The sequence below is a fragment of the Sorangium sp. So ce296 genome (assembly GCF_051529605.1).
GTDB lineage: Bacteria > Myxococcota_A > Polyangia > Polyangiales > Polyangiaceae > Sorangium > Sorangium cellulosum_D.
In genome coordinates this window covers 7861561-7884733 of sequence record NZ_CP150325.1, presented here as the reverse complement: position 1 = coordinate 7884733, position 23173 = coordinate 7861561, and the positions used below count along the sequence as shown (strand labels likewise).

Genomic DNA, 23173 nt, shown 5'->3' with positions numbered 1-23173 from the left:
CACTCGCAGATAGCGCCCCTCCGGGTCCGCTTCGACGCAGCCGGTCTCCGGGCGCCCTCGCTGCCGGAGCAGTCGCTCGCGTCGCGATAGAAGCGGCGGTCACGGCGAGCGCTGGAATCGCCGCGTGAGCGATTCGACGAGGAAGTCGCGGAACACCGCGACGCGATGAGGCAGGTATCGCGCGGACGGGTACACGAGGTGCAAGGGGGCGTCCGAGGCCATGTGCGACGGCAGCACGCGCACGAGGCGGCCCCGCGCGACCTCGCGGGCGCAGAGGATCATCGGGAGGAGGCCGACGCCGACGCCCGCCAGCACCGCGCGGCGCGCGAAGCTGAGCTCGTCGACGGCGAGCGGTCCCTCGACCTCCACCGTCTCCTCCCCCGCGGGCCCCGTGAGCCTCCACGCGGCGTGGTTCCGCGTCGCGCGGAAGAGGACGCACCGGTGCGCCGCCAGGTCGGCGAGGCTGCCGGGCACCCCGGCGCGCTCGAGGTAGCGCGGCGAGGCGTACAGCGCGTCCTCCACCTGCCCGATCTTCCGCGCGATGATCGAGCCGTCGCGCAGCGGCCCGGCCCGCAGCGCCAGGTCGAAGCCCTCCTCCACGAGATCCACGACGCGCCCCGTGAGGACGACGTCGACGCGGACCGCCGGGTGGCGCCGCACGAACCGGGCGACCGCCGGCTCGAGCATGGCGACGCCGACGTCGACGGGCGCGGTGATGCGGATCGGACCGCGCACCACCGACTGGAGATCGGCCACCATCGCGGCGGCCTCCTCGAGGCTCGCGACGCCGCGCGACGCCCGCTCGTAGAACGCCGCGCCGGCCTCCGTGAGCCGCACGCTGCGCGTCGAGCGGTGCAGGAGGCGCGCCCCGAGCGCCTCCTCGAGCAGCGCGACCGAGCGGCTGATCGACGACTTCGGCAGCCCGAGGACCCTGGCCGCCGCGGTGAAGCCCTGCTCATCGACGACGCGCACGAAGACGGCGATGCGGTTGAGGTCCATTGTTCGTCCCAGGAGAACAACCCGTTCTCGGACGCCTGTCTAGTGCATCCTCGAGCAACGGCGCATGGTGGCTCCTGTGACGCACGGCGCGCGCGCCCCGGATGAGCCGGGCGCGGCGGGCCCCTCTTCACGAAGGACGACGAGCCATGGACAACACGACCATCACCAGCACCCCGAGCGCGATTTCCTCCCAGGCCGCCCGGTGGACGATCGACGCGAGCCACTCGAGCGTCTCGTTCTCCGTACGCCACATGATGATCTCGAACGTGCGCGGCGGGTTCGCGGGCGTCGCCGGCGAGGTCACCTACGACCCGCGGCGCCCCGAGGCGTCGAGGGTCTCGGCCACGATCGACGCGGCGTCGATCCACACGCGCGAGGACAAGCGCGACGAGCACCTCCGGAGCGCCGACTTCTTCGACGTCGAGGCGCACCCGACGATCACCTTCGTCTCCAGGAGCGTCCGCCGCCGCGGCGAGGGGCTCGACATCGTCGGCGACCTGACGATCCGCGGCGTCTCGCGCGAGGTGACGCTCGCGGTGAGCGAGCTCTCGGGCGAGCACGACGATCCGTACGGCAACCGCCGGCTGGGCGCGGCCGCCACGACGAAGATCCGCCGCAGCGATTTCGGGATGAGCTTCAACGCGGTCCTCGAGACCGGCGGCGTCCTCGTGGGGGATGAGGTCTCGATCACGCTCGATATCCAGCTGATCAAGCAGGCGTGAGCGCCGGGGGGCCGTCGCCCGGCCCCGCGCGGTCCTCGGCAGCCTCCCGTCTGAATTTCAATTCTGCCAGGGGGTTCCCGGCAGCCTCCGGTCTGAATTTCAATTCTCCCGGGAGGCTGCCGGCAGCCTCCGGTCTGAATTTCAATTCTCCCCGGAGGCTCCCGGCAGCCTCCGGTCTGAATTTCAATTCTCCCCGGAGGCTCCCGGCAGCCTCCGGTCTGAATTTCAATTCTCCCGGGAGGCTCCCGAAGAGTCGTGTACCATGGCGACGGCCAGCGAGGCGCCGTCCCCGCGCTCCAGCGGGGCGCGCTCACGCTGGAATGACCCATGGAGAAGCGACGCATGCACCACCGCGGAGCGGCGCCCGATGCGGTCGGCGGGGAGCCGACGCCGCGCGCCGGGGAGAACGCACAGAAGAGCACCCCTCCGGACCTCACGCGGGACGAGCGCCCGAAGCGCGCCGAGAGCGCCCGCGCGAACGCCCCCGCCGCGCGCTCCCCGCGCCTCCGCTCCTGGATCGCCGCCGCAATCCTGCTGGCCGGTTGCGACCGGACGCCGGACGCGAGCCATGCCGCAGCGCCGAGACAGGGGCCTGTCTCGCGCGCCGTCCCGGGGTGCGGGGCGGCGATCGACGCTCCGGATGCATTTCGGACCGAAGCGACGGAGCGCCAGCAAGAGCACCTGCGCTTGCTCGGCCCCGACGGAGTGACACTCTCGGTCTCCTGTCTGCCCAAGCGCAGCTCGGGGCCGATGACGCTTGTCGAGCTCGCGCAGTGGGTGCTGAGCGACATCGTGAAGCTCGACCGCGCGAACGGCGCCGGGCGGACGAGGAAAACGGACGAGCCGCCGATCGACGGGCGCCCTGTCCTCGCGCTGGAGACCGATACGGACGCCGGCGGCAGGCGCTCGACGCTGCTGTTCACCGAACGGGCGCAGGTATTCTACTGGGTCGAGTACACCGCGCCCGCCTCCTCCTGGGACAAGGGCGCAGAGGGACGGACGACGCTGCTCCGGTCCTTTCGCGTCACCGATCCTGGTGCCGACCGCGGGCCGACACGCTGGTGGCACCCCGAGGTCAAGGAAGATCCCCGGACGCTGGCCGAGGCGCGGGCGGCCTTTCGCACCAAGGTCCGGAAGGGCAGGCCGGAGAAGGGGTTCGATGGGCTGCCCGCGCCCATGCCTCCGCGAGGGACGTTCGAGAAGGTGCACGTCAAGGGGCCGGTCGGGCGCCTGACGGCGTACATCACCCCGGACCCGAAGGACTCGCGCAAACACCCGGCCGTCGTCTGGGCGCACGGCGGGTTCGGCGGCATCGACCGCTGGTTCTGGGAGGCCGCTCCCCGGAGCAATGACCAGTCGGCGCGCGCGTTCCGGGAGGCGGGTATCGTGCTCGCCGTCGGCTCCTGGCGCGCCGAGAACGACAACCCCGGCGACTACGAGCTGTACTACGGCGAGGTCGACGACCTCCTCGCGCTGCGAGATCACGTGGCCAAGCGCCCGTATGTGGACCCGGATCGCATCTACCTCGCCGGCCATAGCTCCGGGGGTACCCTCGTGCTGCTGGCCGCCGAGAGGAGCGACGGCTTTCGCGCGGCGTTCTCGATCGGCGGGAGCCCGCTCTTCCGCGATCCAGCGAGCTACGATCCGTACGGCGGGGTGCCGTTCGATCCGACGGACGCCGCCGAGGTCCTCCTCCGCTCGGCCGCGCCGTTCGTCCGGTCGATCCGGCGTCCAACGTTCTACTTCGAGGGGAGCGGCTCCAGCCATGTAGGGCTCGCGCAGTGGATGGCCGACCGAGCCGCTCAGGCGGGCGTCCCGTTCCAGGCCTTCACCGCGATGCAGGCCGATCATTTCTCCATCCTCGCCCCGCTCACGGAGCTGCTCGCGAAGAAGATCGTCGCCGACACCGGCGCTGCGGCGAAGTTCGGCTTCACCCAGGAGGAGATCGATCGGCTTCGCGTGGAGGAGTGAGGGCGTGCACGGGCAAACCGCCGGTCGTGGTCAACTTTGCCCAGAGAGAGTCCACATGAAGGCGGGAAGGCGGGAAGATCATCAAGGTTTTCTTCCCGCCTTCCCGCCTTCATGTTCAAATTTGACCACTGCTCGTAGAGGGGTACGGCGGCCCTCGGCTGGGCGAGCGCGCTAGGACGTCGGTGGGCTCGCCGCGCGGCGAGCGCCGCCGCGGGCGGCCTTCAGAGCGACGCGACGGGAATGCGCGCGGCGCCCCCTGCGTCGATCCAGGCCGCGAGCGTCTTCAGCCCCGGGTGGATCGCCCGGAGCGCGGGGATGTCGACGTCGACGCGGAGCTTGATCGCGACCTCGACGACGCGCTCAATCAAGGGATTCTGGCGCAGCGCCTCGGCCGGAACGGTCGCATACGCGAGCGGCCGCCCCGTCGCGCGCCCGAGCGCGGCCGCCACCTCCTCGCCCGTGAGCACGTCGCCCGCGAGCTCGAGCGTCTGGCCCGCGAAGGCGTCCGGCGCCGCGAAGACCGCGGCCGCGATCGCGCCGATGTCGTCGGCCGCGATGAAGGGGATACGATGCCCCGGCGGGTAGAGGAACGTGAACGCGCCCGGCGTCGCGTAGAACTGCGGCTGAGTGAGCAGCTCGAAGAACGCGCCGGGACGCAGGAGGGTGAACGGCACGTCGAGCGAGCGGACGTACGCCTCGATCTGCCACTTGCTCTCGAAATGGCCGACGCCCGTCCCCGGCACGAGGCCGGCCATCGAGGTGTAGACGAGGTGCCGGACCCCCGCCGCGCGCGCGGCGTCGGCGACGTTCTTGCCGAAGCGCAGCTCGTCGTCCGAGGTGACGCCATACTGAGGCTGCCCCTCGCTCGGCTGCACGCTGAAGACGGCATCGGCCCCGCGGGCCGCGGCCTCGAGCGAGGCGCGATCGCCGAGGTCGCCGCCCACGACGTCGGCCCCGAGCCGGCGCAGCGCCGCGGCGGGCTCGCCGCTCGGGTCCCTGACGAGCGCCCGGACGCGAACGCCGCGCGAGAGCAGCGCTCGCGCGGCGCCGCCGCCCTGCTGTCCCGTGGCGCCCGTGACGAGGACGAGCCTCTCCTTGTTCGTTGTCATGACGAGCTCTCCCTTCGCAGGTGGGTCGTGGGCCCGCGGCGCCCCGGCGCCGGCCGCCCGCGCACGTCACGATAAGGGCTCGATAACGGACGGGCAGCGTTGTAGCGTCCATAAAAATGGTTCGATCGTCCAGCAGAGAGGACGCATGGACATCCTGACGGAGACGCTGCGCAGCGTGCAGCTGCGGAGCCAGATCTACGGGCGGCTCGAGATGAAGGCGCCCTGGGGCATGCGGGTCGACGGGCACGACGTGACGACCTTTTACGCGCTCTCGCGGGGCGGGTGCGTGCTCGACGTGGGCGGGCGCCGGCTGACGCTGGCGCCCGGCGATGTCGTCTTCCTGCGCGCCCGGCTCGCGCACGCGCTCCGCGATCGCCCCGGCTCGCGCGCCGTCTCGGCCGAGGAGGTGTACGCCCAGCGCGGGGGCCGCTGCGGCGGCATCGTGCACTACGGCGGCGAGGGGGCGCCGACGACGATCGTCGCCGGCGGCCTCCACTTCACCGACGCGCGCCTGAACCCGCTCGTCGCGAGCCTCCCCGAGGTCATGCACGTGAAGGGCGACGGCGGCGTCGCGACGCGATGGCTGGAGTCCACGCTGCAGTTCGTCGCCGCCGAGATGGACGCGGAGCTGCCCGGCCACGAGCTTGTCGCGGGCCGCCTGGCCGACGTGCTGTTCGTGCAGGCGCTGCGCACCCACGTCGCGGGCGTCACGTGCGAGGAGGCGGGGTGGCTGCGGGCCCTCTGGGATCCGACGCTCGGCGTCGCCTTGCAGCGGATGCACGAGCGGCCCGCCGACCCGTGGACCGTCGAGGCGCTCGCGCGCGCCGCGGGCGTGTCGCGCTCGGCCTTCGCCGCCCGCTTCAAAGGGGTGCTCGGCCTCGCGCCCCTCGAGTACCTGACGCGCTGGCGCATGCACCGCGCCGCCGACATGCTCGCCGACGAGGCCGCGAGCACCGCGGCGGTGGCGACCGCGGTGGGCTACGACACCGACGGCGCGTTCCTGAAGGCCTTCAAGCGCCACATGGGCGAGACCCCGGGCGCCTACCGGCGCAAGGCGCGCGCCCGGGAGAGCCGCTAGCTCTGCCCGCCAGGCGTGCGGCCAGGGGCGTTCAACGCGCCCGCCTGGCGGCCGCGCCGGGTGCGCCCGCGCCTCAGCTGCCGTCGAGGTGCCACGCGAGGCGAGGATCCGCCGCGCACGCGGACTGGACGAAATCCGCCATGAAGGCGGCGCTCTGAGCAGGCGAGACCGTGCCGAGCTCGTAGGGGACGCCGCCAATCTCGATCGCCAGTCCACTTCCGTGAAAGAGGCCGCTCAGCAACACGACCTTGGAGGCTGCATTCGTGATGACGGCGATGACCGGATAGCCCCGGCGGTGGGCATGGAGGACGCACGCGGCCATCAGGAGCCGGGTGAGCTGCTTGGCCCGGTGGGGCTTCTCCAGGTAGAGCCAGTCGACCTCGACGAGATCCTCGCGCCGGAGGTCGGTCCGCCCTGTCAGGGCACCCACGTCGATACGCTGCCACACGTCACGGATTACCCTCTCAAAGACGAAGGGGGCGCCGGAGGCGCGCATGATGCTCATCATCCCGACGGCGCGCCTCGAGCTCCCATCCACCGCCTCGACGAGGATGAAGTCGCTGCGGTCGAAGTCGGACTCGACGAGCTCCAGAGGGTCCTCGATCTCCGCCATGAACTGTTCCTGCAAGCAACGAATGGCCGGCTTGTCGGACTGGACTGCGAGCCGGATGATGTACTGTGTCATGTTGCCCCTCGTGCGACGAGAAAAGCCAAACAGCAAGTCGGTCGGACCGGTCCACAGCAAGAGCTGTGCCCGCGGGTCCGTGGCGACCTACCAGAGCGGCCGGACCGGGATCGCTCGCCTCCGGGACGGGTAGTGGACAACTTTGCCCAGAGCGAGTCCACATGAAGGCGGGAAGATCATCAAGGTAATTCTTCCCGCCTTCCCGCCTTCATGTTCGAATTCGACCACGACTCCGGGACGGGTCGCGATCAGCTGCGGGGCAGTCGCCCTCCCCGGGCGCGAGCGCGGAAATGGATGAGCGCGCAGCCACGCCTGCTCGGCGATAGCGCGCAGCCAGGGCTCCTCGCCGGGCACGTGTAACATGCGACGTGGCACGCGGCGCGTGGCACGTGACCTGTGCCACGTCTCATGTTACACGTGCCCTCCCCTCGCCGCCGCGTCGAGATCGGGCCGTTGCTCGATCGGCGGCATTACGGCGCGGCACGAGGTGAGGCCGCCCTCCCTCCCTCGAACGCCTCGGCGTGCGCGCTGAGCGACGATGTTCGCCGCGCGCTGCGAGGCGCGAGCGGTCTCTCCAGCGAAGATACGCCCCGTCCCTATCCGCATGTCCGACCCAGCTGCGGGCGTCACGCAGGCGACGAGATGCGCCTTCCCCAGACGGCACGGCCTGGCACATGCATTGCAAATCCTACGTGAGCCCGCCACGCAGCAAGCGAGCGCGCGATGGGGAGGCCGAGCTCAGGGATCCTGTCCGGCGCCCCGAGCTGAAAACTCAGTTCAGCGAGTGAAGCCAGGAGAATGCAGCCTTGGGAACAACGGCGAGCTCGATCAAGAGACACAAGTTCTCGAAAGACATCCTCAAAGACGTCAGGGCCTGCTACACGGCGGACAACTGGCATGGCCCCCTGGAGATCGTCAGGCACTGGCTGTTCATCTCATTTTGGGTCTGGTTTTCATGCTGGTCGTGGCGGCATCTCCCTCTGGCGGCGGGCGCCGCATCGTACCTCGTCGCGATCTTCTTCATAGGCGGGCGGCAGCGCGCGTTGGCGGGCGTGCTCCATCAGGCCTGCCACGGCACGCTCATGTCGAACACCAAGATAGGCTCCATCATCGGAGCGGCGCTCGCGGGACATCCTGTGCTTCAGAGCTACACTGGATACCGCCTTTCCCACGTGGTCAACCATCACGGTCGTTTCGGCGACCCCCAGCGAGATCCCGACTACCTCCAGTACCAGCGCGTCGGGCTGTGCGGGCCAAACCTCCAGCGAGCAAAGCTGCGCGACTATCTGATGAGCCTGGCTGGCCCACGCTCGACGTTGTCGTACGTTGCGTACCTGATTCGACACAGGATCTTGCACAAGGAAGAAGCGAGCTGGGAGCGCTACGTCAGGCTCGTCGGCCTCCTGACGATCGTCGCCGCCGCCGCGGCCACGGGGTGGCTCGGCGCGCTCGCGGCGTACTGGATAGTCCCGCTCGTCACCACGCAGGTCTGGATAGGGGCCGTCGCAGAGCTGCTGGAGCATTATCCGCTGATCGAGACCGCGTCGCGCGTCGACATACGCATGACGTGGAACCGAGATTACGGACCAGCCGAGCGGCTCCTGCTCGGAGAGGAGGAGGGCGAAGGATACCATCTGGTCCATCACCTCTTCCCCAGAGTCCCCCTCTGGCGCTTGAAGGAAGCGCACACCATCTTGAGGAGGGATCCTGCGTACGCCGAGCTGAAGCGTCCGAAGGGCCTGGCCGCGCTCTCCACGGTCTTCGCGTCGCTGCCCGGGCCGGAGATGGAGAGATCCGTCGCGAGCGCCTGACCAGGCGGGCGACCGGGCGCTCGGCTCGAGCCGGCGACGCGAGGACGCGCAGGCAGCGCGGCCGGCGAGCGCTCAACAACGATGACAAACCTTTACAGGATCGAGAGCAGGAACATGCTTACGCACACAAGAATCAGCGTTGAAGTGCACAACGAGTGGGATCCGCTGGAAGAGGTGATCGTCGGCAGCGCGAAGTTCGCACAGCTGCCCTATTTCGACCACGGGATGAACGCGATCGAGCCCAGCACGCGGCACATCCTCGAGTCGACCCAGGACCGAAGGTTCCCGGCCAGGGTGATCGAGGAGACCGAAGAGGATCTCGAGCGCTTCGTCGAGATCCTGGACAGGCTGGGCATCGTCGTCCAGAGGCCGAAGCCGATCGACTTCCCTGGCCTCGTCCGAACGCCGTTCTGGGAATCCGAATACTACTTTCCGTACTGCCCGCGAGACGTCCTGCTCGCGATCGGCGACACGGTCATCGAGTCACCGAACCCGTTCCGATCGCGGTACTTCGAGTCCATGGCCTACCGTGACATCATCGTCGGCTACTTGAGGCACGGCTCTCGCTGGCTCTCGGCGCCGAAGCCGTCGCTGAGGGATGAGCTCTACGAGACCAGCAACCCCGCTCAGCCGACCCTGCGAGAGATAGAGCCCGCCTTCGACGCTGCCAACGTGCTCCGCCTCGGGCGCGACATCATCTACCTCGTGTCATCCACCGGCAACGAGCTGGGCGCACGGTGGCTGCAGAGCGCGCTCGGGCCGGAGTACCGCGTCCATCCGTGCCGCGATCTCTATTGCGGCTCGCATATCGACACCACCCTGGCCCCCATACGTCCTGGCCTCGTGCTGATCAATCCAGAGCGCGTCAACAAGGACAACCTCCCGGCTCCGCTCAGGGGGTGGGAGGTCATCGAAGCTCCCGAGATGGAGGTCGTGCGCTACTCGGATCTCGCGCCGAGCGCGTCGATCTGGCTGGGGATCAACCTGCTGATGCTCAGCCCGCACCTGGCCGTCGTGGACGCAGATCAGACGCGCCTGATCCGCCTGCTCGAACGGCACCGCGTGGAGGTGGTCCCGCTGCGGCTGCGCCACGGCCGCACCCTCGGCGGGGGGTTCCACTGCGTCACGCTGGACGTCCGACGTCGAGGGAAGCTGGAATCGTATTGCGAATGAAGCACCTCATCTATCGACCAGGGAGCGCCGAGCGGCGATCGCCGCGGGCTCCTACGAGGTTCTGGTGAAAAGCAGCTCTAGGCTCCTCCTTACGAAGCCGGTCGCCGCGGAGAATGTGCCGGTAGTTCAGCCGATCTATCAGACCACGCTCTTCCGCATGCCGAGCTACGATGCCGCTGTCGGCGCGGAGCATGCGACGCGACCGAGCTCTTACTACACGCGCTGGGGCAACCCGACGGTCAGCTTCCTGGAGAAGCAGCTGGCGTCGCTCGCCGAGACGGAGACCGCGATCGGCTTCCCTTCGGGCATGTCGGCGATCACGACCGCGCTGCTCGCCCTCAACGACCCTGGCGACACGCTCGCGGTGTCGACCCGTATTTACGGCGACAGCCTCAGGTTCTGCGCCGAAGAGATGCGGCGCTTCGGCTACGAGGTTCGCTTCTTCGTGCCCGAGGAGTCGGAGCAGCTCGAGGAGCTGCTCCGACGCGGCTGCCGATCGGTGTACTTCGAGACGCTGAGCAATCCAGAGCTCATCTTGCCGGACTGCAAGCAGATTTGCCGGCTGGCCTCTCGGTACGGGGCGACGAGCATCTGCGACGCGACGTTCACCCCTCCCGGGGTCCTGGAGACCTCGACCCTGGGAGCCGATGTCGTGGTTCATAGCCTGACGAAGTACTTGAGCGGCCACTTCGCCGTCCACGGCGGCGCCGCGATGTGCTCGGACGCGCTCGCCGAGAAGATCTGGCGCAAGCAGACGCTGTATGGCTCTTGTATGGATCCGCACGCGGCCTGGCTCGTCTCCGAGGGTCTCAAGACGATTCATGTGCGCGTGGCGCAACAAAACGCGAGCGCCGCCCGCATCGCCGAGTTCCTGGAGATGCATCCCCGGGTCACGTCGGTTCGGTATCCGCGCCTGCGGTCGCATCCGCAGCACGACCGGGCGCGCGAGCTCCTCGGCGGCGGCGGGGGCGTCATCTCCTTCTCCGTGGCGGGTCCTGCGAGCAACATCGCGCGGCTCCTGGAGGCGCCCCAGCTCATCGGGCTCTCGGTGAGCCTGGGAGGGATCTATAGCGTCATCGAGCACGCCCAATCGATGTCGCACTCGATGGTCCAGGACGCCGGTGGGGAGGCCTCGGAAGGGAGCAGGCCGGCCGACGATCTCTTCCGCCTGTCGGTCGGGCTGGAAGACGCGGACGATCTGATCGCGGATCTCGCGCAAGCCCTCGCGAAGCTGAGCTGAGGCGCGGCCGTCAGGCCCGGTCAGCGAGGAGCGTCCTTCATCGCGTCGAGCACCCTCTCGATGTCGGCATGCGTCTTCCGCGGGTCGATGATGACGATCCGCACGGCCGGTTCGCCCTGGAACGTCGTGGGGACGACGAACCCCGCGCCCGAGGCGATCAGGTGGGCCGACCAGGCATCGTAGTCCGCCGCGGACCAGCCGCGGCGGCGGAACACGAGGACGCTCAGCTCGGGTTCGATGAGCAGCTCCAAGAACGGCCTCGCGCGGATCGCCTCCGCCGCCTGCTGCGTCAGCGCCAGCGTCGTCTCGATCGCCTCGGAGTACGCGTCCGTCCCGTGAACGGCGAGCGAGAACCAGAACGGCAGCCCGCGAGCGCGTCGGCTCAGCTGCAACGCGTAGTCCGCGGGATTCCAATCGGCGCCGTCGTTGATGGGATCCAGATAGGCCGCCGATTGGTTGTGCGCCGCCCTCGCCTGGGCCGGGTCGCGGTAGATGAGCGCGCAGCAGTCGTAGGGCGCGAAGAGCCATTTGTGTGGATTGACGGTGAAGCTGTCGGCCATCTCGATCCCGGCGAAGGCCGCTCGCTTGCTCGGCGCGGTCAGCGCCGCGAGGCCGTAGGCTCCGTCGACGTGCAGCCATGCGCCCCGTTCGCGGCAGACCTGCGCGACACCGGAGAGATCATCGATCAGGCCCAGGTTCGTTCCTCCCGCCGACGCGACCACCGCGAAGAGCCCATCGTCCCCCTGCGCCTCGAGCGCTCCCCGGAGGGTCGTGCTCGTCATGCGGTGGCGGCCATCGACGGGGACCTCGATCAGATCGACGTCCATGATGCGCGCCGCCTGCTTGATCGACGAGTGGCCGTCGGTCGACGCCGCCAGCTTCCAGCGGGCCGGCCGTGCCCCCTGGCGCCGCACGAGCGCTGCATGTCGCGCCGCATGGAGCGCCGAGAGGGTGCCCAGCGTCCCGCCGGGCACGAAGGTGCCCCCGGCTGCCGCGGGGAAGCCGGCGAGGTCGGCGATCCAGCGCAAGGCCTCGTTCTCGGCGTAGACGGCGCCCGCAGCTTCGAGCCAGCTGGCCGCGCAGAGCCCGGCTCCGCTCACGACAAGGTCGAAGAGCACCGACGCCTCCGTCGGTGCATGGGGGATGAACGCGAAGTACCGGGGGTGATCGGCCGCGACCGTCGCCGGCGCCAGCTCGTCGACCCAGCGCCGCAGCGCCTCCTTTCCCCCGAGGCCCGCTCTCGTGATCGTCTCCCCGGCCCGCTGCGCCAGCACCTCCGGCGCCACCGGGCCGCCGAGCGGCCAGGCGTCCCGATTGCGGCGCAATACGAGGTCGATCACTTGACGCGCCAAGTGCTCCGATTCGTCCGTCGAGCCATGCAAGGTCTTCGTCATTGCGATAGAAAGCAGGTGAACCCCAGCGGCGCTGGAGAATTCCATGGTTCTTATCCATCGGGAGATGGATGCCGTACGAGATCATCCTCGAACGGGCGCCTCGTTCCCGCTCCGAAGGTGATCTTTGCGGTGCCACGAGAGGCTAGAGCGCTGCAAATCGAGACGCAAGCGCCGCGCAGGATTTATCCCTAAGCATCTCAGGACGAATGCGCTCGCAGGGTGTCGCGCTCCCCGGCGCCCCTCCGGCGCGATGGCTTCAGGACGATCGCGCCGTCGCACCGAGCGTGACGAGAAGCTCATCGAGCTGCTCGAACGTCTCGCCCATCCCGCTGTACGCGCCCGAGGCCAGGGCGGCGTCGCGCGCTTGCTTCGATCGATAGAGCTCGTGCAGCACCTGCAGCGTCTTGCCGCCTCTCTCCTCGAGGGTCACGGTCGTGACGGCGCCATCGTCGCCCGCTTCGTCGTTCGTCCACACGATGCGCGAATGCGGTGTCACTTCGAGGTACGTGCCGAAGAACGCCATCGGCTGCGCGGCATCGTGACCAAAGACCAGGCGGTAGCTGCCGCCGGCGCGAATATCCGCTTCGTAGGAAAGTAGAGGCACGGGCATCGACTTCGGTATCCACCACCGCCTGAACAGCTCCGGCGTGGTCCACGCCTGGAACACGATGCGCGCCGGGGCGTCGAAGGTCCGTGTGACGACGATCTCGCGATCGGACTTCGGTTCCACCGTCGTGCGATTACTCGTCAATTTGGGCTCACTCTCTTTACTTGCGTCCATCGACGTTCTCCTTTCGTTTCAGCTCCTCGATGACCTTGTCCAGCTCGTCGAAGCGCGCGGCCCAGATCTGGCGGTACCTCTCGATCCACGCCGTCTCTTCGTCGAGCCCCCGCGGGCCGAGCTTGCAGGTACGCACGCGGCCGACCTTCTCGGTGGTGACGAGCCCGGCCCGCTCGAGCACGCCGACGTGCTTCTTCATGCCCGTGAGGGTCATGTGAAACTTCTCGGCGAGGTCCGTGATCGAAGCGTCGGCTCGTCCGAGCTGCTCCAGAACGCCGCGCCGGGTCGCGTCGGAAAGCGCGGCGAAGGAAGCGTCGAGGCGGGCACTCGAAAACTGAACCATGTGGTTCAGCATCTAACGCGCGCGTCGGCGTCGTGCAAGAGGAGATCGAGCGCGTGCTCCGTCGCGAGCCGACTTTGCTTCAGAAATTTGCGACCATTTGCAGTGACAGCGGAATGCGGCTCGGCGCCGCCACCCCGCCCCGCCGGGCCAACGCGGCCCCCACCGCGGGGGTACGGGGCCAGCAGGCGGTTGGACTACCTGATCCCCCCTGCGTCCGACGCCACAGAGCCAGGTGCACTACGCCTCATCATTTTCCCGCTGTAGTTTCGCAGGGCCCCCTCGTTCGCGCTGCAGCCGCTTTGGCTTTGACTCCGTTCCGTGGAATAGCGGCTACCGACTGCGGGCGCGCCGGGGGCGCGCCGCCGCGGCACGTTCCGGGTCGCTCATGGCGAGATGAATCCATTGCATGGGGTCTATGATGCCATTTCATTAGAATCACGCCCCCCGGTGAGCCATGAATATGGAGCATACGAGCCGCTCGCGGCCTCACCCTTTCGCCTTGCTGCGCTGCGCTTCCTCGCGCTGCGATCCGGCTCGATTTGCCTGCGCGTCGAGACTCTAATGGCGCTGAGAGTCTGAAACGAAGAACCCGGGTTCGGTCGACCTGCTCACTGCGCGTGAGCTCACCAAAAGTGTATGCCGACCGAAGTAGGAGCGACGATGCAACGAGTCACGGTTTCGATGATGTCGGCCTTCTCTTCTTCATTGTACCTCGCGGCACCGCTGGTTCTCCTCGCGTGCGGTGCGGACGCATCCGGCGAGGCGGACGTCGTCTCGGAGGCGCATGCGCTCGCAGGCGGCGGGCATTGCGCAGCCGGTTTGCTGCAGAATCCGGAGACGCAGCGGTGCGCGCCGATCGCCGATCGCCGCGCTGAAGCGCAGCGTGCCGCCGCGCGCAGGCCGGAGCGGCTGCCGCCGAATCTCAAGGCGATGCGCGGTACGGCGGACGGCGCGCCGCGCGCGGCGCGCTCGCGCGAGATCGTCCCCGACCACGTGCCGGGCGGGCTCGGCGCGGGCGTGAGTTACAAGAGCGGCGCGCTGCCCGTAACCGAATCATCGACGCTCTACACACACATGATCGTGTATCCGGAGGGTCTCGGCTTCGACGTACCGGCGGATTTGTTCACGACGGCCACGAATCGCACGGAGAAAACCGTCGAGGTCGTCGGCTGGTACCGCGAGGCCAGCGTGCATCACATCGGCGTTTTCGACTGGTCGTGCTCGGCGACCGATCCGTGCGCGGGCGGTCAGACCGTGCCCTCCTGGATCTGGACGCGACCATTCAGCGACAACACCTGCCAGCTCACGCAAATGGCGGACGGCGCCGGCGTGAACCACGAGACGCTGTACTACGCCAATGCCACCGTCTCCACCGCGAGCGGCTGGGAGAACCGCGTTTTGTTCTGGAATTATTGCACGAGTCAGTGGGATCTCGAGTACGCGCACGCGTTCACGGGTCCGCAACAAGACTGCAGTGTGACCGGCTGCGGCTGGTGGGGCCCGATCGTCGAAAACTTTTCTCCGCTCGAGGATCAGCCGTTCCCGCAGCTCGGCTTCATCGACACGAGCCTCGTTCACGACGGCGTGACGAGCCTTTTGCCGCCGAGCGAGACGGACTTCAACGGCCCGCCTTCGAATTGGGACCTGTGTTTCATCGATCCGAATACGTCCTGGACGACGAGCCAGATCCCGTGCGGCGCGAGCACGACGCCGTGGACCGCGACGCTCACCGTGACCAGCAATTGGAACACGGGCTATTGCGCGAGTGTCGCGGTTCACAACGGTGGCACGACCGCGATCTCCTCTTGGTCCGTGTCGCTCGCGATGAATCAATCCACGCTAACGAGCAGCCACAGCGCGAACTTTCACGCGGCTTCCGCCGGTCAGTATCAGGTCACTCCGCTGAGTTGGAATGCGAACCTCGCGCCCGGAGCCACGACCTCGTTCGGCTTCTGCGCGAACAAGACCGGCACAAACTACACGCCGACCGCCACCACGCCCTGAGCGCCGTGAAGCATCTCCGCTCGGCGCAGCGGAGTGCTCGATGATCACTCGTCCCGGCACGGACCGGCGCAGCCTCCGGCGGCGAGTTTGCCGGCCCGGAGCCGGGACGCGAGATCATCGACTCGAACGGGCAAGTGGTTCTCCCGAGATTTGATAACGGAGCGCGCCGCACGCACGTTCGCGTACGGGTTGCCCTTGGCGGGCTCGCTGGCGAGCACCTTCGCGTCGAGCTTCAGGTTCTTCTGCGCCTCGAGGAAGTAGTTGCCGTTGATGCGTCGCGCCCGAGCAACACGAGGGGCCGCGATTGCTGCCCACGCAGCAGCGCGCTCCCCCCGGTTCAGCGGATTGAGGAGATGTCGAGTCGCTCGGTGCCTGATCCGGGGCGGCCCTACGGCGTGCAGTAAGCGACGGTGCGCCCGCCCTGCTCGGCCGTGGCGCAGCCGGTGTATCCCGCGGCGCGGCAGTCGAGCGCCGCCGGCTCTCCCCAGCTGCAGTACCGGAGGACGGCGCCGTCGCACGCCTCGTCGCTGCCGAGATCGCACGCGCCGCCGACCAGCCCGCAGGAGGCCGCGCCGGCGAACGGCCCGCTCTGGACGAAGCCGCAGCCCTGGCCGGCCGGCTCCAGCGCGGCGCAGTCGCGGCGGCCCAGCTTGCCGCCCGCGCAGGTCTCGAGCACCGCGCCGTCGCACCGCTGCGAGAAGAAGGAGCACGCCTCGCCCGTGCCCACGCACCCGAGCGCGCTGCGCTGCTCGTCGAACCCGCAGGTCTCCCCCGCGATCGAGAAGACCTGCTCCCCCTCACGGCCGTTCACATGGACCAGGTTGTACTGGCTCGGACAGTGGACCCGCGTCAGGAAGCCGGCAGGGCTGCACTCGACGAGCACGTCCGCGTCCTCGGGATCGCACGCCGCCGGCGTGGTGGCGTAATCGCACGGCTCGGCGCCGCACCCGGCGTTGAAATCGGACATGCAGGAGAGCCCGGCGGCCGCGCAGTCCATCGCGGCGAGCGGCGCGCCCAGGTCGTCGCAAATCACCCAGGTGTCGCCCTCGCACAGATCGGCGCCGGCCCGCTCGCTGCACGCCGCGCCGAGCTCCTCGACGGCCGGCGTGCACGCGCGGACGCCGGCGCAGTCGGCCGCCGCGAGCTTGCAGTCCATGGCCGCGAGGCCGAGGCGCCTCGCCCCGGTGGTCGCCCAGGCCCACCGCTGATCGAGCTCGTGGCCGAGGCAGGCCTGGAGTCCCACCGGCGCGCCGCCGTCGGCGTCACATGCGTTGATCCGCAGGCACGCCTCGACGCGCGGGTCGAGCTCCGCCGGGCCGCCGCCGCCTTCACCGCCGCCTCCGCCGCCGCTGCCCCCTCCCCCGCCGGCGCCGCTGCTCGTGCCGCCGGGGCCGCCGCCGCCCTTGCCGTCGTCGTCGCCGCAGGCCAGGAGCGAGAGGCCCAGCAACATCATGCTCACACAACGTGAGGTGTAGATCGAGATCATGGCGTGTCTTATCACGATGGCCAGATCCGATGGCTGCTGTCAGAGGGACATCGACGTTCCTCGATCGCGCCTGCCTGCGGCGCCCGGCGCCGCGGACCGGCAGCGGCTCGCTCCGCGGGCGTTCGGGCGGCCAGCGCCTCGCGCCAGCACAGACGGAACCCCTGCGTCGCGTGGGACGCAGATGCGTCAGCCGAGGACGTCCGCCATCCCCCCGCGAGGCACCCGGATGCGGGTTGGCCGACCCTTTGCTCCGCTCATCCAGCCTCATGCCTGGACACATCTCGTGTATGCTGGCCTGCGTTCGCCATGGCTCATGATCTGCTTCCTGCGCTGATCGGCTCCCTCGTGGAGGCGACCTGCTTCGAGGACGCTGCCACGGCGGTGCTGCGCAAGATGCTCGGTTGCGCCGAGCAGGCCCTCACGGCGACCCCGCGCGGGCGCCTGCTCCGTGGGGTGGTGCACCTCCGGCCCGAGGGCGGCTATCAGCGCCTCTTCGGCATCGAGCACCGCAACGGCGCGCGGGTCGAGGGCACCGGCTATCTCACCTCGGCGAGCGTCTGGCGCTGGCTCGTCGAGCACCGCTGCTCGGTCTCGATCGACGTTCAGCTCGGCGTGCTCCGCCCCTGGCTCCCGGACGGGGCGGCCGCGCTCGTCGAGCGACGCGGCGGCGCCGGTCTGCCCGGCGACGAGACGCGCGACCGGATGCTCGAGCGCGACGCCACGCACGTGCACGTGGTGCCGCTGCGCGCCCCCGGCGGCGCCGTCGAGGGGATGGTCGCGCTCGAGGCCAGCTGCAAGGCGGCCGCCGGGGGCGAGCCGATGTGGCGCGGGTGCTACGAGCAGCTCGAGCTCCTCGCCAGCATCGCGGCGCCCTACCTGCGCGCGCTGCCGCCCCGGCCGGCAAGCCCGGCGCGCGTCGACGAGTTCCTGCCGGTCGTCGGCCCCACGACCGGGCCCCTCATCGACCTGCTGCGCGTGTTCGCCCGGCAGGAGGAGACCATCCTCATCAGCGGCCCGACCGGCGCCGGCAAGTCCCGGCTCGCGCGCTGGTGCCACGAGCAGTCGGGGCGCGTCGGGCAGCGGTTCGAGACGCTCGACCTGCTCAGCGTCCCCGAGGACCTCCAGATGGCCGAGCTGTTCGGCTGGAAGCGCGGAGCCTTCACCGGGGCGGTGCGGGACAACCCGGGCGCGATCGCGCGCGCCGCGCAGGGGACGCTCTTCATCGACGAGGTCGACAAGCTCTCGCTCAAGGCGCAGGCCGGCCTGCTCCACGTGCTCGAGGAGCGGCGTTACCGGGCGCTCGGCGACGAGGGGGGCGAGCGCCGCGCCGACGTGCGCTTCCTCATCGGCACCAACGAAAACCTGCGCGCGGCCGCGCGCGACGGCCGCTTCCGCGAGGATCTCTACTACCGGATCAACGTGCTGCCCGTCCGGCTGCCGCCGCTCGCCGAGCGGCTCGACGAGCTGCCGCTCTGGGCCGACTACATGCTGAGCCGCCGCCACCGCGAGGGCGGCGCGCACGGCGCGGCGCGGCTGGCGCCGGAGGCGGTGGCGCTCCTCTGCGAGGTGCCGTGGCCGGGCAACCTGCGGCAGCTCGACAACATCATCCGCCGCGCGTACGCGCTCTCGGTCGCGGAGCGCGGCGGCGCGGGCGGCGAGCTCGCGCTCGATCGGAGCCACCTCGCGCGCGCCCTCGCCTACGACGGCGCGCCGGAGACCGGCGCGCTGCTCGCCCAGCTCTGGCGCGCGGCGCACGCCTTCGTCCTGGAGGCGGAGCGGCGCGCGCGCGGGGGGGAGCCGCTGTCGCTCGATCTCAGCGAGGGCTTCCGCGGCCTGGTGCTCGGCGCGGCGCTGCAGCGCGCCGGCAGCCGCGAGGAGGCGTTCGCGCTCCTCGGCCAGCAGCAGCTCGTCAAGAACCGCAATCACCACCGGGCGCTGCGGCGGGAGCTCGATCGCGTCCGCGAGCTGACCGAGGCGCTCGGCGGAGAGATCGATCGCGACCTCGTCGCGCTGCTGAAGGAGGATGTCGAGGCGCCGTCGGAGGGGCGCTGATCCGCGCTGTTCCTTGAGGTTTACCGCCGCGCAGCGCCGCCAGGCTCGAGGCGCCGCGGCCGTTCGTCGCTCGCCGAGGGTCGTCCGTGGCCCCTCCGGGCCCTCGCCCGGGAAACGCCGGGCATGTCACCACAACGAGGCCGGAATGCATCAGGGCAGTCCGTTGCTGGCCGCCGAATCGACGTTCGCGGGGCGATACGAGATCGTCTCCGAGCTGGGCGCAGGCGGCTTCGGCAGGGTCTACAAGGCGCGGCAGCTCACCACCGGCCAGACGGTGGCGCTCAAGATCATGACGCTGCCGGAGCGCGGCGACGCGGCGGCGATCGAGCGGCGGATCGCGCGGTTCCTCCGCGAGGCGGAGCTCTGCGGGCAGCTGCGTCACCCCAACATCGTGACGCTCATCGACGCGGGGCGCGCCGGCAACGAGCTCCTTTACACCGTCTTCTCGTACGTGCCCGGCGAGACGCTCGAGGAGGTGCTCGCCCGGGAGGGCGCGCTCGCGCCCGCGGAGGCGAGGCACCTCATGGTGCAGGTGCTCGACGCCCTCTCGTGCGCCCACGCCCAAGGGGTCATCCACCGCGACCTCAAGCCGCGCAACATCATGGTGCTCCCCTCCGGCGCTCGCCGGAACGCGGTGGTGCTCGACTTCGGCATCGGCGTGATCGCCGGGGCGAGCGGCGGCCGGAGCGCGCGCCTGACGGCCACCGGCGAGACGCTCGGCACGCCCGGCTACGCCGCGCCCGAGCAGCTCCGCGGGCTCGAGCCGACGCCGCGCGTCGATCTGTTCTCGTGGGGGCTCGTCTTCCTCGAGTGCCTGACGGGCGTGCCCGTGTATGCCGGCGGCTCGGCGGCCGACATCCTGTACCAGCAGCTCAACCCCGCCCCCGTCCCCATCCCGGCCGCGCTCCAGGGGCACTGGCTGGGGGCGCTGCTCCGCCACGTGACGCAGAAGGACGAGGCTGCCCGCGAGGCGAGCGCCGCGGCGCTCGTCCCGGCGCTCGACGCCTGCGACGTCGCGGCGCTGTCGCGGGACGCGATCGCCCGGGGAGCCGCCTCCGGCGAGCCGCAGGACACCCCGGTCGATCCGCTCGGGGGAGGGTCGGCGGCCGGCGCGCCGCGGGCGTACGCGTTCTTCGCGCCGACCGTCACCCACCCGCCCGACGCCGCGACGCTCGCCACGCTCGACGGCGAGCGGCGGCAGCTCACCGTGGTCTGCTGCGCGCTCGACGCGATCGCCGCGACGCCCGAGGGGCTCGACGTGGAAGAGATCGACGGGCTCTTGCGCGCGGAGGTCGCCGCCTGCGCCGACATCGCGCGCAGCCACCGGGGGCACGTGGCCGCCGCGCTCGGCGATCGCGTGCTGATCTACTTCGGCTACCCGCGCGCCGAGGAGGACGACGCGCGGCGCGCCGCCCGGGCGGCGCTCGCGATCGCGGACGCGGTGCGCGCCAAGAACGACCGGCGCGCGGCGCCGGGCGCGCGGATCGAGGTGCGGATCGGCGTCCACAGCGGCGTGCTCGTCGCGCAGGACCTCCGGGGCGGCTCGGCGCCCGGCGTGGGGGAGACGCCGCGCACCGCCGCGCGCGTCGCGGCGCTCGCGCCGCCCGGCGGCGTCGCGGTGTCGGCCGAGGTCCGGCGGCTCCTGCGGGGCGCGTTCGAGTTCGAAGGCGGCGAGGGGCCGCAGGCGGATCGCGCGGGCGCGTCCGGGAAGACCTTCGTCCTCCGCGCGGCGTCGGATCGGCCGCCCACCCCGGACTCCATCAGCAACGAGGCGCCGCTCGTCGGCAGGGAGCAGGAGATGGCGATCCTGCTCGAGCGCTGGCGCCGCGCGCGCGCGGGCGCGGGGCAGTGCACGATGATCAGCGGGGAGCCCGGCCTCGGCAAGAGCCGCCTCGTGCGCGAGCTGCGGGCGCGGGTGGCGCGCGAGCCGCACACCTTCGTGGAGTGCCGCTGCGCGCCGGACACGCAGCACAGCGCGCTCTTCCCGATCGTCGAGATGCTCGCGCGCATCCTGGAGCTCGATCACGAGGCGCCGCCGGACGCCCGCGTCGCGCGGCTCGAGGCGCGCCTCGCGGGCCACGGCTTCACGCCGCCAGAGGTGATGCCGCTGTTCCTGCCGCTCCTCTCCCTCCCCGTCGCGCCCCCTTACGCCCCGCTCGACGTCTCCCCGCAGCGGCGGAAGGAGATGACGCTGAACGCCGTTCTGTCGCTGCTGTTCGCGATGGCCGAGGAGCGCCCGCTGATCTTCGTGGCAGAGGACTTGCACTGGGCCGAGGCAACAACCCTGGAGCTGCTCACGCTGCTCGTCCAAGAGGCTCCCTCGGCCCCGGTGTCCTTGATCATGACCTCACGCCCCGAGTTCTCGATTCCCTTCCCTACCGCCGGTGTCCAGCACCTCTCCCTCAACCGCCTCGAGCGCGCCCAGGTCGAGCCGATGATCACGGCGCTCCTCGGCGGCAAGGCGCTTCCCGCCGAGGTCCTCGATCAGGTGCTCGACCGCACCGACGGCGTGCCGCTCTTCGTGGAGGAGCTGATCTGGATGCTGGTGGACACAGGCGCGCTCGTGGAGGGGGAGGACAGGTACGATCTGGCCCGTCCGCTCGCGCAGACGGAGATCCCGAGCACGCTGCGCAACCTGCTGACGGCCCGCCTGGATCGGCTGGGTCGCGCCAGGGAGACAGCGCAGGTCGCGGCGGCGCTGGGCCGGGAGTTCAGCCTCGACGTGCTCTCGGTCGTGAGCCCGCTCGGCGCCGCCGCGGTGCAGGAGGATCTCGACCGGCTGACGGACACTGGCCTCGTGTACCGCAAGCGCCGGATCAAGAACCCGAGTTACGTGTTCAAGCACGCGCTCATCCGCGACGCGGCCTACGACAGCATGACCCGCGCGACCCAGCAGGCCATGCACAAGCGGATCGCCACCGCGCTGGAGGCCGAGTTCCACGATCTGCCGCGGGAGAGGCCCGATCTCGTGGCCCGTCATTGGTCCGACGCGGATCGCCCGGACAAGGCCGTCGGGTACTGGCACGACGCGGCGAAGAAGGCCTCCAGCGCGTCGGCGTACACCGATGCGCTGCACCACATCGCGCGAGGGCTCTCCGATGTCGGCCTGCTCCCCCCCGGAGCAGCGCGCGACGACCAGGAGATGGATCTGCTCCTGACGCGCGGGGCAATCCTGATGTCCAAGGTCGGTTATAGCGATCCGGAGGTGGAGCGGTCGTTCACGCGGGTCGTGGAGCTCGCCGCGGCCGGCCAAGCGTCCTCCGAGCGCGCCTTCGTGGCGCGGCGGGGGCTCTGGTATTTCCACAACACGCGCGCTTCCTTGCCGGAGGCGCTGCGCCTCGGGCGCGAGCTGCTCGCGATCGCCGAGCAGGATGGGCGGCCGGAGCGGCTGCTCGGGGCGCACCAGGCGCTCTGCATGACGAGCTTCTGCATGGGGCGCCTCGCGGACGCCGTCGCGCATAGCCGGAAGTGCGACTCCATCTACGTCTTCGAGCGGCACCGCGATCTGGCGGTCATTTACGGCGACGATCCGCTGCTCTCCTCGCTGTCCTTCGAGGCGCTGGCCGAGCTCCTCCTCGGGCACGTCGACCTCGCCCTCGCCCGGAAGCAGCAAGGGATCGACCATGCAATGCGGCTGGGATACACGAGCCGCATCGCCGGCATGCACGGCCAGGCGGCGTGGCTTCACCTGGTGCTCGGCTGCACGGGCACGGGCGCGCCGCTCCTCGACGGCGCGCGGGAGCACGCTCAGCAGGCCATCACGGTGGCGCAAGAGCACGGCTTTCCGTTCTGGGAAGCCTACGGGCGCATGATCGACGCCGCGGCGCGCGCCCTCTCGGGGGACGGCGGGGGGATCGAGCCTCTCCGGCGCGGCATGGCGATGTGGCGGCGGGTGGGGGCCGAGCTCGGCACGATCTGGCAGCTCACGTTCCTCTCCGCGGCGCTCCGGCTCCAGGGGGACTTCGGCGGAGCGCTCCGAACGCTCGACGAGGCGACGGCGCACTACGAACGCACCGAGGAGCGTTATCTCGAGCCGGAGGTCCACCGCCAGCGGGCGGAGATCCTCCTCTCGCCGGAGAACCCTCGGCGCGACGAGGCCGCGGGCGAGCTCGAGCTCGAGCGCGCGCTCACCCGGGCGAGGGAGCTCTCGGCGCGGTGGCTCGAGCTGAGCGCGCTCTTGAGCCTGCACCGCGCCCGCTCGCGGCGCGGCGGGTCAGGGGGGGCGCGCGCCGAGATCGCGGCCGCGCTCGCCGCGATCGACGGCGATGATGCCTCCGCCGCCGCGCTCCGCGAGGCGCACCGTATCGTCGCAGCGCCGGCGTGAG

The 23173-nt window shown here is 70.3% G+C and carries 16 protein-coding genes; 9 read left to right on the top strand and 7 right to left on the bottom strand.

Annotated features, from left to right (window positions below):
- Positions 1-99 precede the first annotated feature (99 nt).
- Complete coding sequence (locus WME98_RS29180; RefSeq protein ID WP_437945010.1) at positions 100-999, bottom strand: LysR family transcriptional regulator; 900 nt, start codon at positions 997-999, stop codon at positions 100-102.
- 146 nt (positions 1000-1145) lie between these two features.
- On the opposite strand from WME98_RS29180, the gene WME98_RS29175 reads away from it, so the two are divergent.
- Positions 1146-1721, top strand: a complete 576-nt coding sequence (locus tag WME98_RS29175) for a YceI family protein (protein WP_437945009.1) — start codon at positions 1146-1148, stop codon at positions 1719-1721.
- Between the two features lie 327 nt (positions 1722-2048).
- Positions 2049-3692, top strand: a complete 1644-nt coding sequence (locus tag WME98_RS29170) for an alpha/beta hydrolase family protein (RefSeq protein WP_437945008.1) — start codon at positions 2049-2051, stop codon at positions 3690-3692.
- 221 nt (positions 3693-3913) lie between these two features.
- Here WME98_RS29170 and WME98_RS29165 read toward each other — a convergent pair whose 3' ends face one another.
- Positions 3914-4801 (bottom strand): NmrA family NAD(P)-binding protein, encoded by an 888-nt coding sequence (locus WME98_RS29165; RefSeq protein ID WP_437945007.1) that lies wholly within the window; start codon positions 4799-4801, stop codon positions 3914-3916.
- A gap of 145 nt (positions 4802-4946) precedes the next feature.
- Here WME98_RS29165 and WME98_RS29160 point away from each other — a divergent pair, with 145 nt between their 5' ends.
- Positions 4947-5879 carry an AraC family transcriptional regulator gene (locus WME98_RS29160; RefSeq protein WP_437945006.1) on the top strand — a complete coding sequence of 311 codons (933 nt, stop codon included), beginning with the start codon at positions 4947-4949 and terminating at the stop codon, positions 5877-5879.
- A 73-nt stretch (positions 5880-5952) separates the two neighbouring features.
- Here the strand turns inward: WME98_RS29160 and WME98_RS29155 are convergent, their stop codons facing one another.
- A complete protein-coding gene (locus tag WME98_RS29155) occupies positions 5953-6564 on the bottom strand; it encodes a hypothetical protein (protein WP_437945005.1) in 612 nt (203 codons plus the stop codon).
- A gap of 806 nt (positions 6565-7370) precedes the next feature.
- Here WME98_RS29155 and WME98_RS29150 point away from each other — a divergent pair.
- The 3 genes from WME98_RS29150 to WME98_RS29140 all read left to right on the top strand — a co-directional run bounded on the left by WME98_RS29150 (position 7371) and on the right by WME98_RS29140 (position 10788).
- Positions 7371-8375, top strand: coding sequence for a fatty acid desaturase family protein (locus WME98_RS29150; RefSeq protein WP_437945004.1), 1005 nt, complete (start codon positions 7371-7373; stop codon positions 8373-8375).
- Between the two features lie 114 nt (positions 8376-8489).
- Positions 8490-9548 (top strand): inosamine-phosphate amidinotransferase 1, encoded by a 1059-nt coding sequence (locus WME98_RS29145; RefSeq protein ID WP_437945003.1) that lies wholly within the window; start codon positions 8490-8492, stop codon positions 9546-9548.
- A 64-nt stretch (positions 9549-9612) separates the two neighbouring features.
- On the top strand, positions 9613-10788 hold the full coding sequence (locus WME98_RS29140; protein WP_437945002.1) for a trans-sulfuration enzyme family protein: 1176 nt from the start codon (positions 9613-9615) through the stop codon (positions 10786-10788).
- A 20-nt stretch (positions 10789-10808) separates the two neighbouring features.
- On the opposite strand, the gene WME98_RS29135 is transcribed toward WME98_RS29140, so the two are convergent.
- From WME98_RS29135 to WME98_RS29125, 3 genes are all read right to left on the bottom strand, one after another.
- Positions 10809-12128: a pyridoxal phosphate-dependent decarboxylase family protein gene (locus WME98_RS29135; RefSeq protein WP_437945001.1), complete on the bottom strand. Its 1320-nt coding sequence runs from the start codon at positions 12126-12128 to the stop codon at positions 10809-10811.
- 310 nt (positions 12129-12438) lie between these two features.
- Positions 12439-12963, bottom strand: a complete 525-nt coding sequence (locus WME98_RS29130) for an SRPBCC family protein (RefSeq protein ID WP_437945000.1) — start codon at positions 12961-12963, stop codon at positions 12439-12441.
- A complete protein-coding gene (locus WME98_RS29125; protein ID WP_061626394.1) occupies positions 12950-13306 on the bottom strand; it encodes an ArsR/SmtB family transcription factor in 357 nt (118 codons plus the stop codon). Before WME98_RS29125 ends, WME98_RS29130 begins: the two co-directional genes overlap by 14 nt.
- 660 nt (positions 13307-13966) lie before the next feature.
- Here WME98_RS29125 and WME98_RS29120 point away from each other — a divergent pair.
- Positions 13967-15310, top strand: coding sequence for a cellulose binding domain-containing protein (locus WME98_RS29120; RefSeq protein WP_437944999.1), 1344 nt, complete (start codon positions 13967-13969; stop codon positions 15308-15310).
- A 388-nt stretch (positions 15311-15698) separates the two neighbouring features.
- Here WME98_RS29120 and WME98_RS29115 read toward each other — a convergent pair whose 3' ends face one another.
- On the bottom strand, positions 15699-16796 hold the full coding sequence (locus WME98_RS29115) for a hypothetical protein (RefSeq protein ID WP_437944998.1): 1098 nt from the start codon (positions 16794-16796) through the stop codon (positions 15699-15701).
- 306 nt (positions 16797-17102) lie between these two features.
- Here WME98_RS29115 and WME98_RS29110 point away from each other — a divergent pair, with 306 nt between their 5' ends.
- On the top strand, positions 17103-18848 hold the full coding sequence (locus tag WME98_RS29110; protein WP_437944997.1) for a sigma-54-dependent transcriptional regulator: 1746 nt from the start codon (positions 17103-17105) through the stop codon (positions 18846-18848).
- Positions 18849-18993: 145 nt separating this feature from the next.
- A complete protein-coding gene (locus WME98_RS29105; RefSeq protein WP_437944996.1) occupies positions 18994-23172 on the top strand; it encodes a TOMM system kinase/cyclase fusion protein in 4179 nt (1392 codons plus the stop codon).
- Position 23173: the final 1 nt, after the last annotated feature.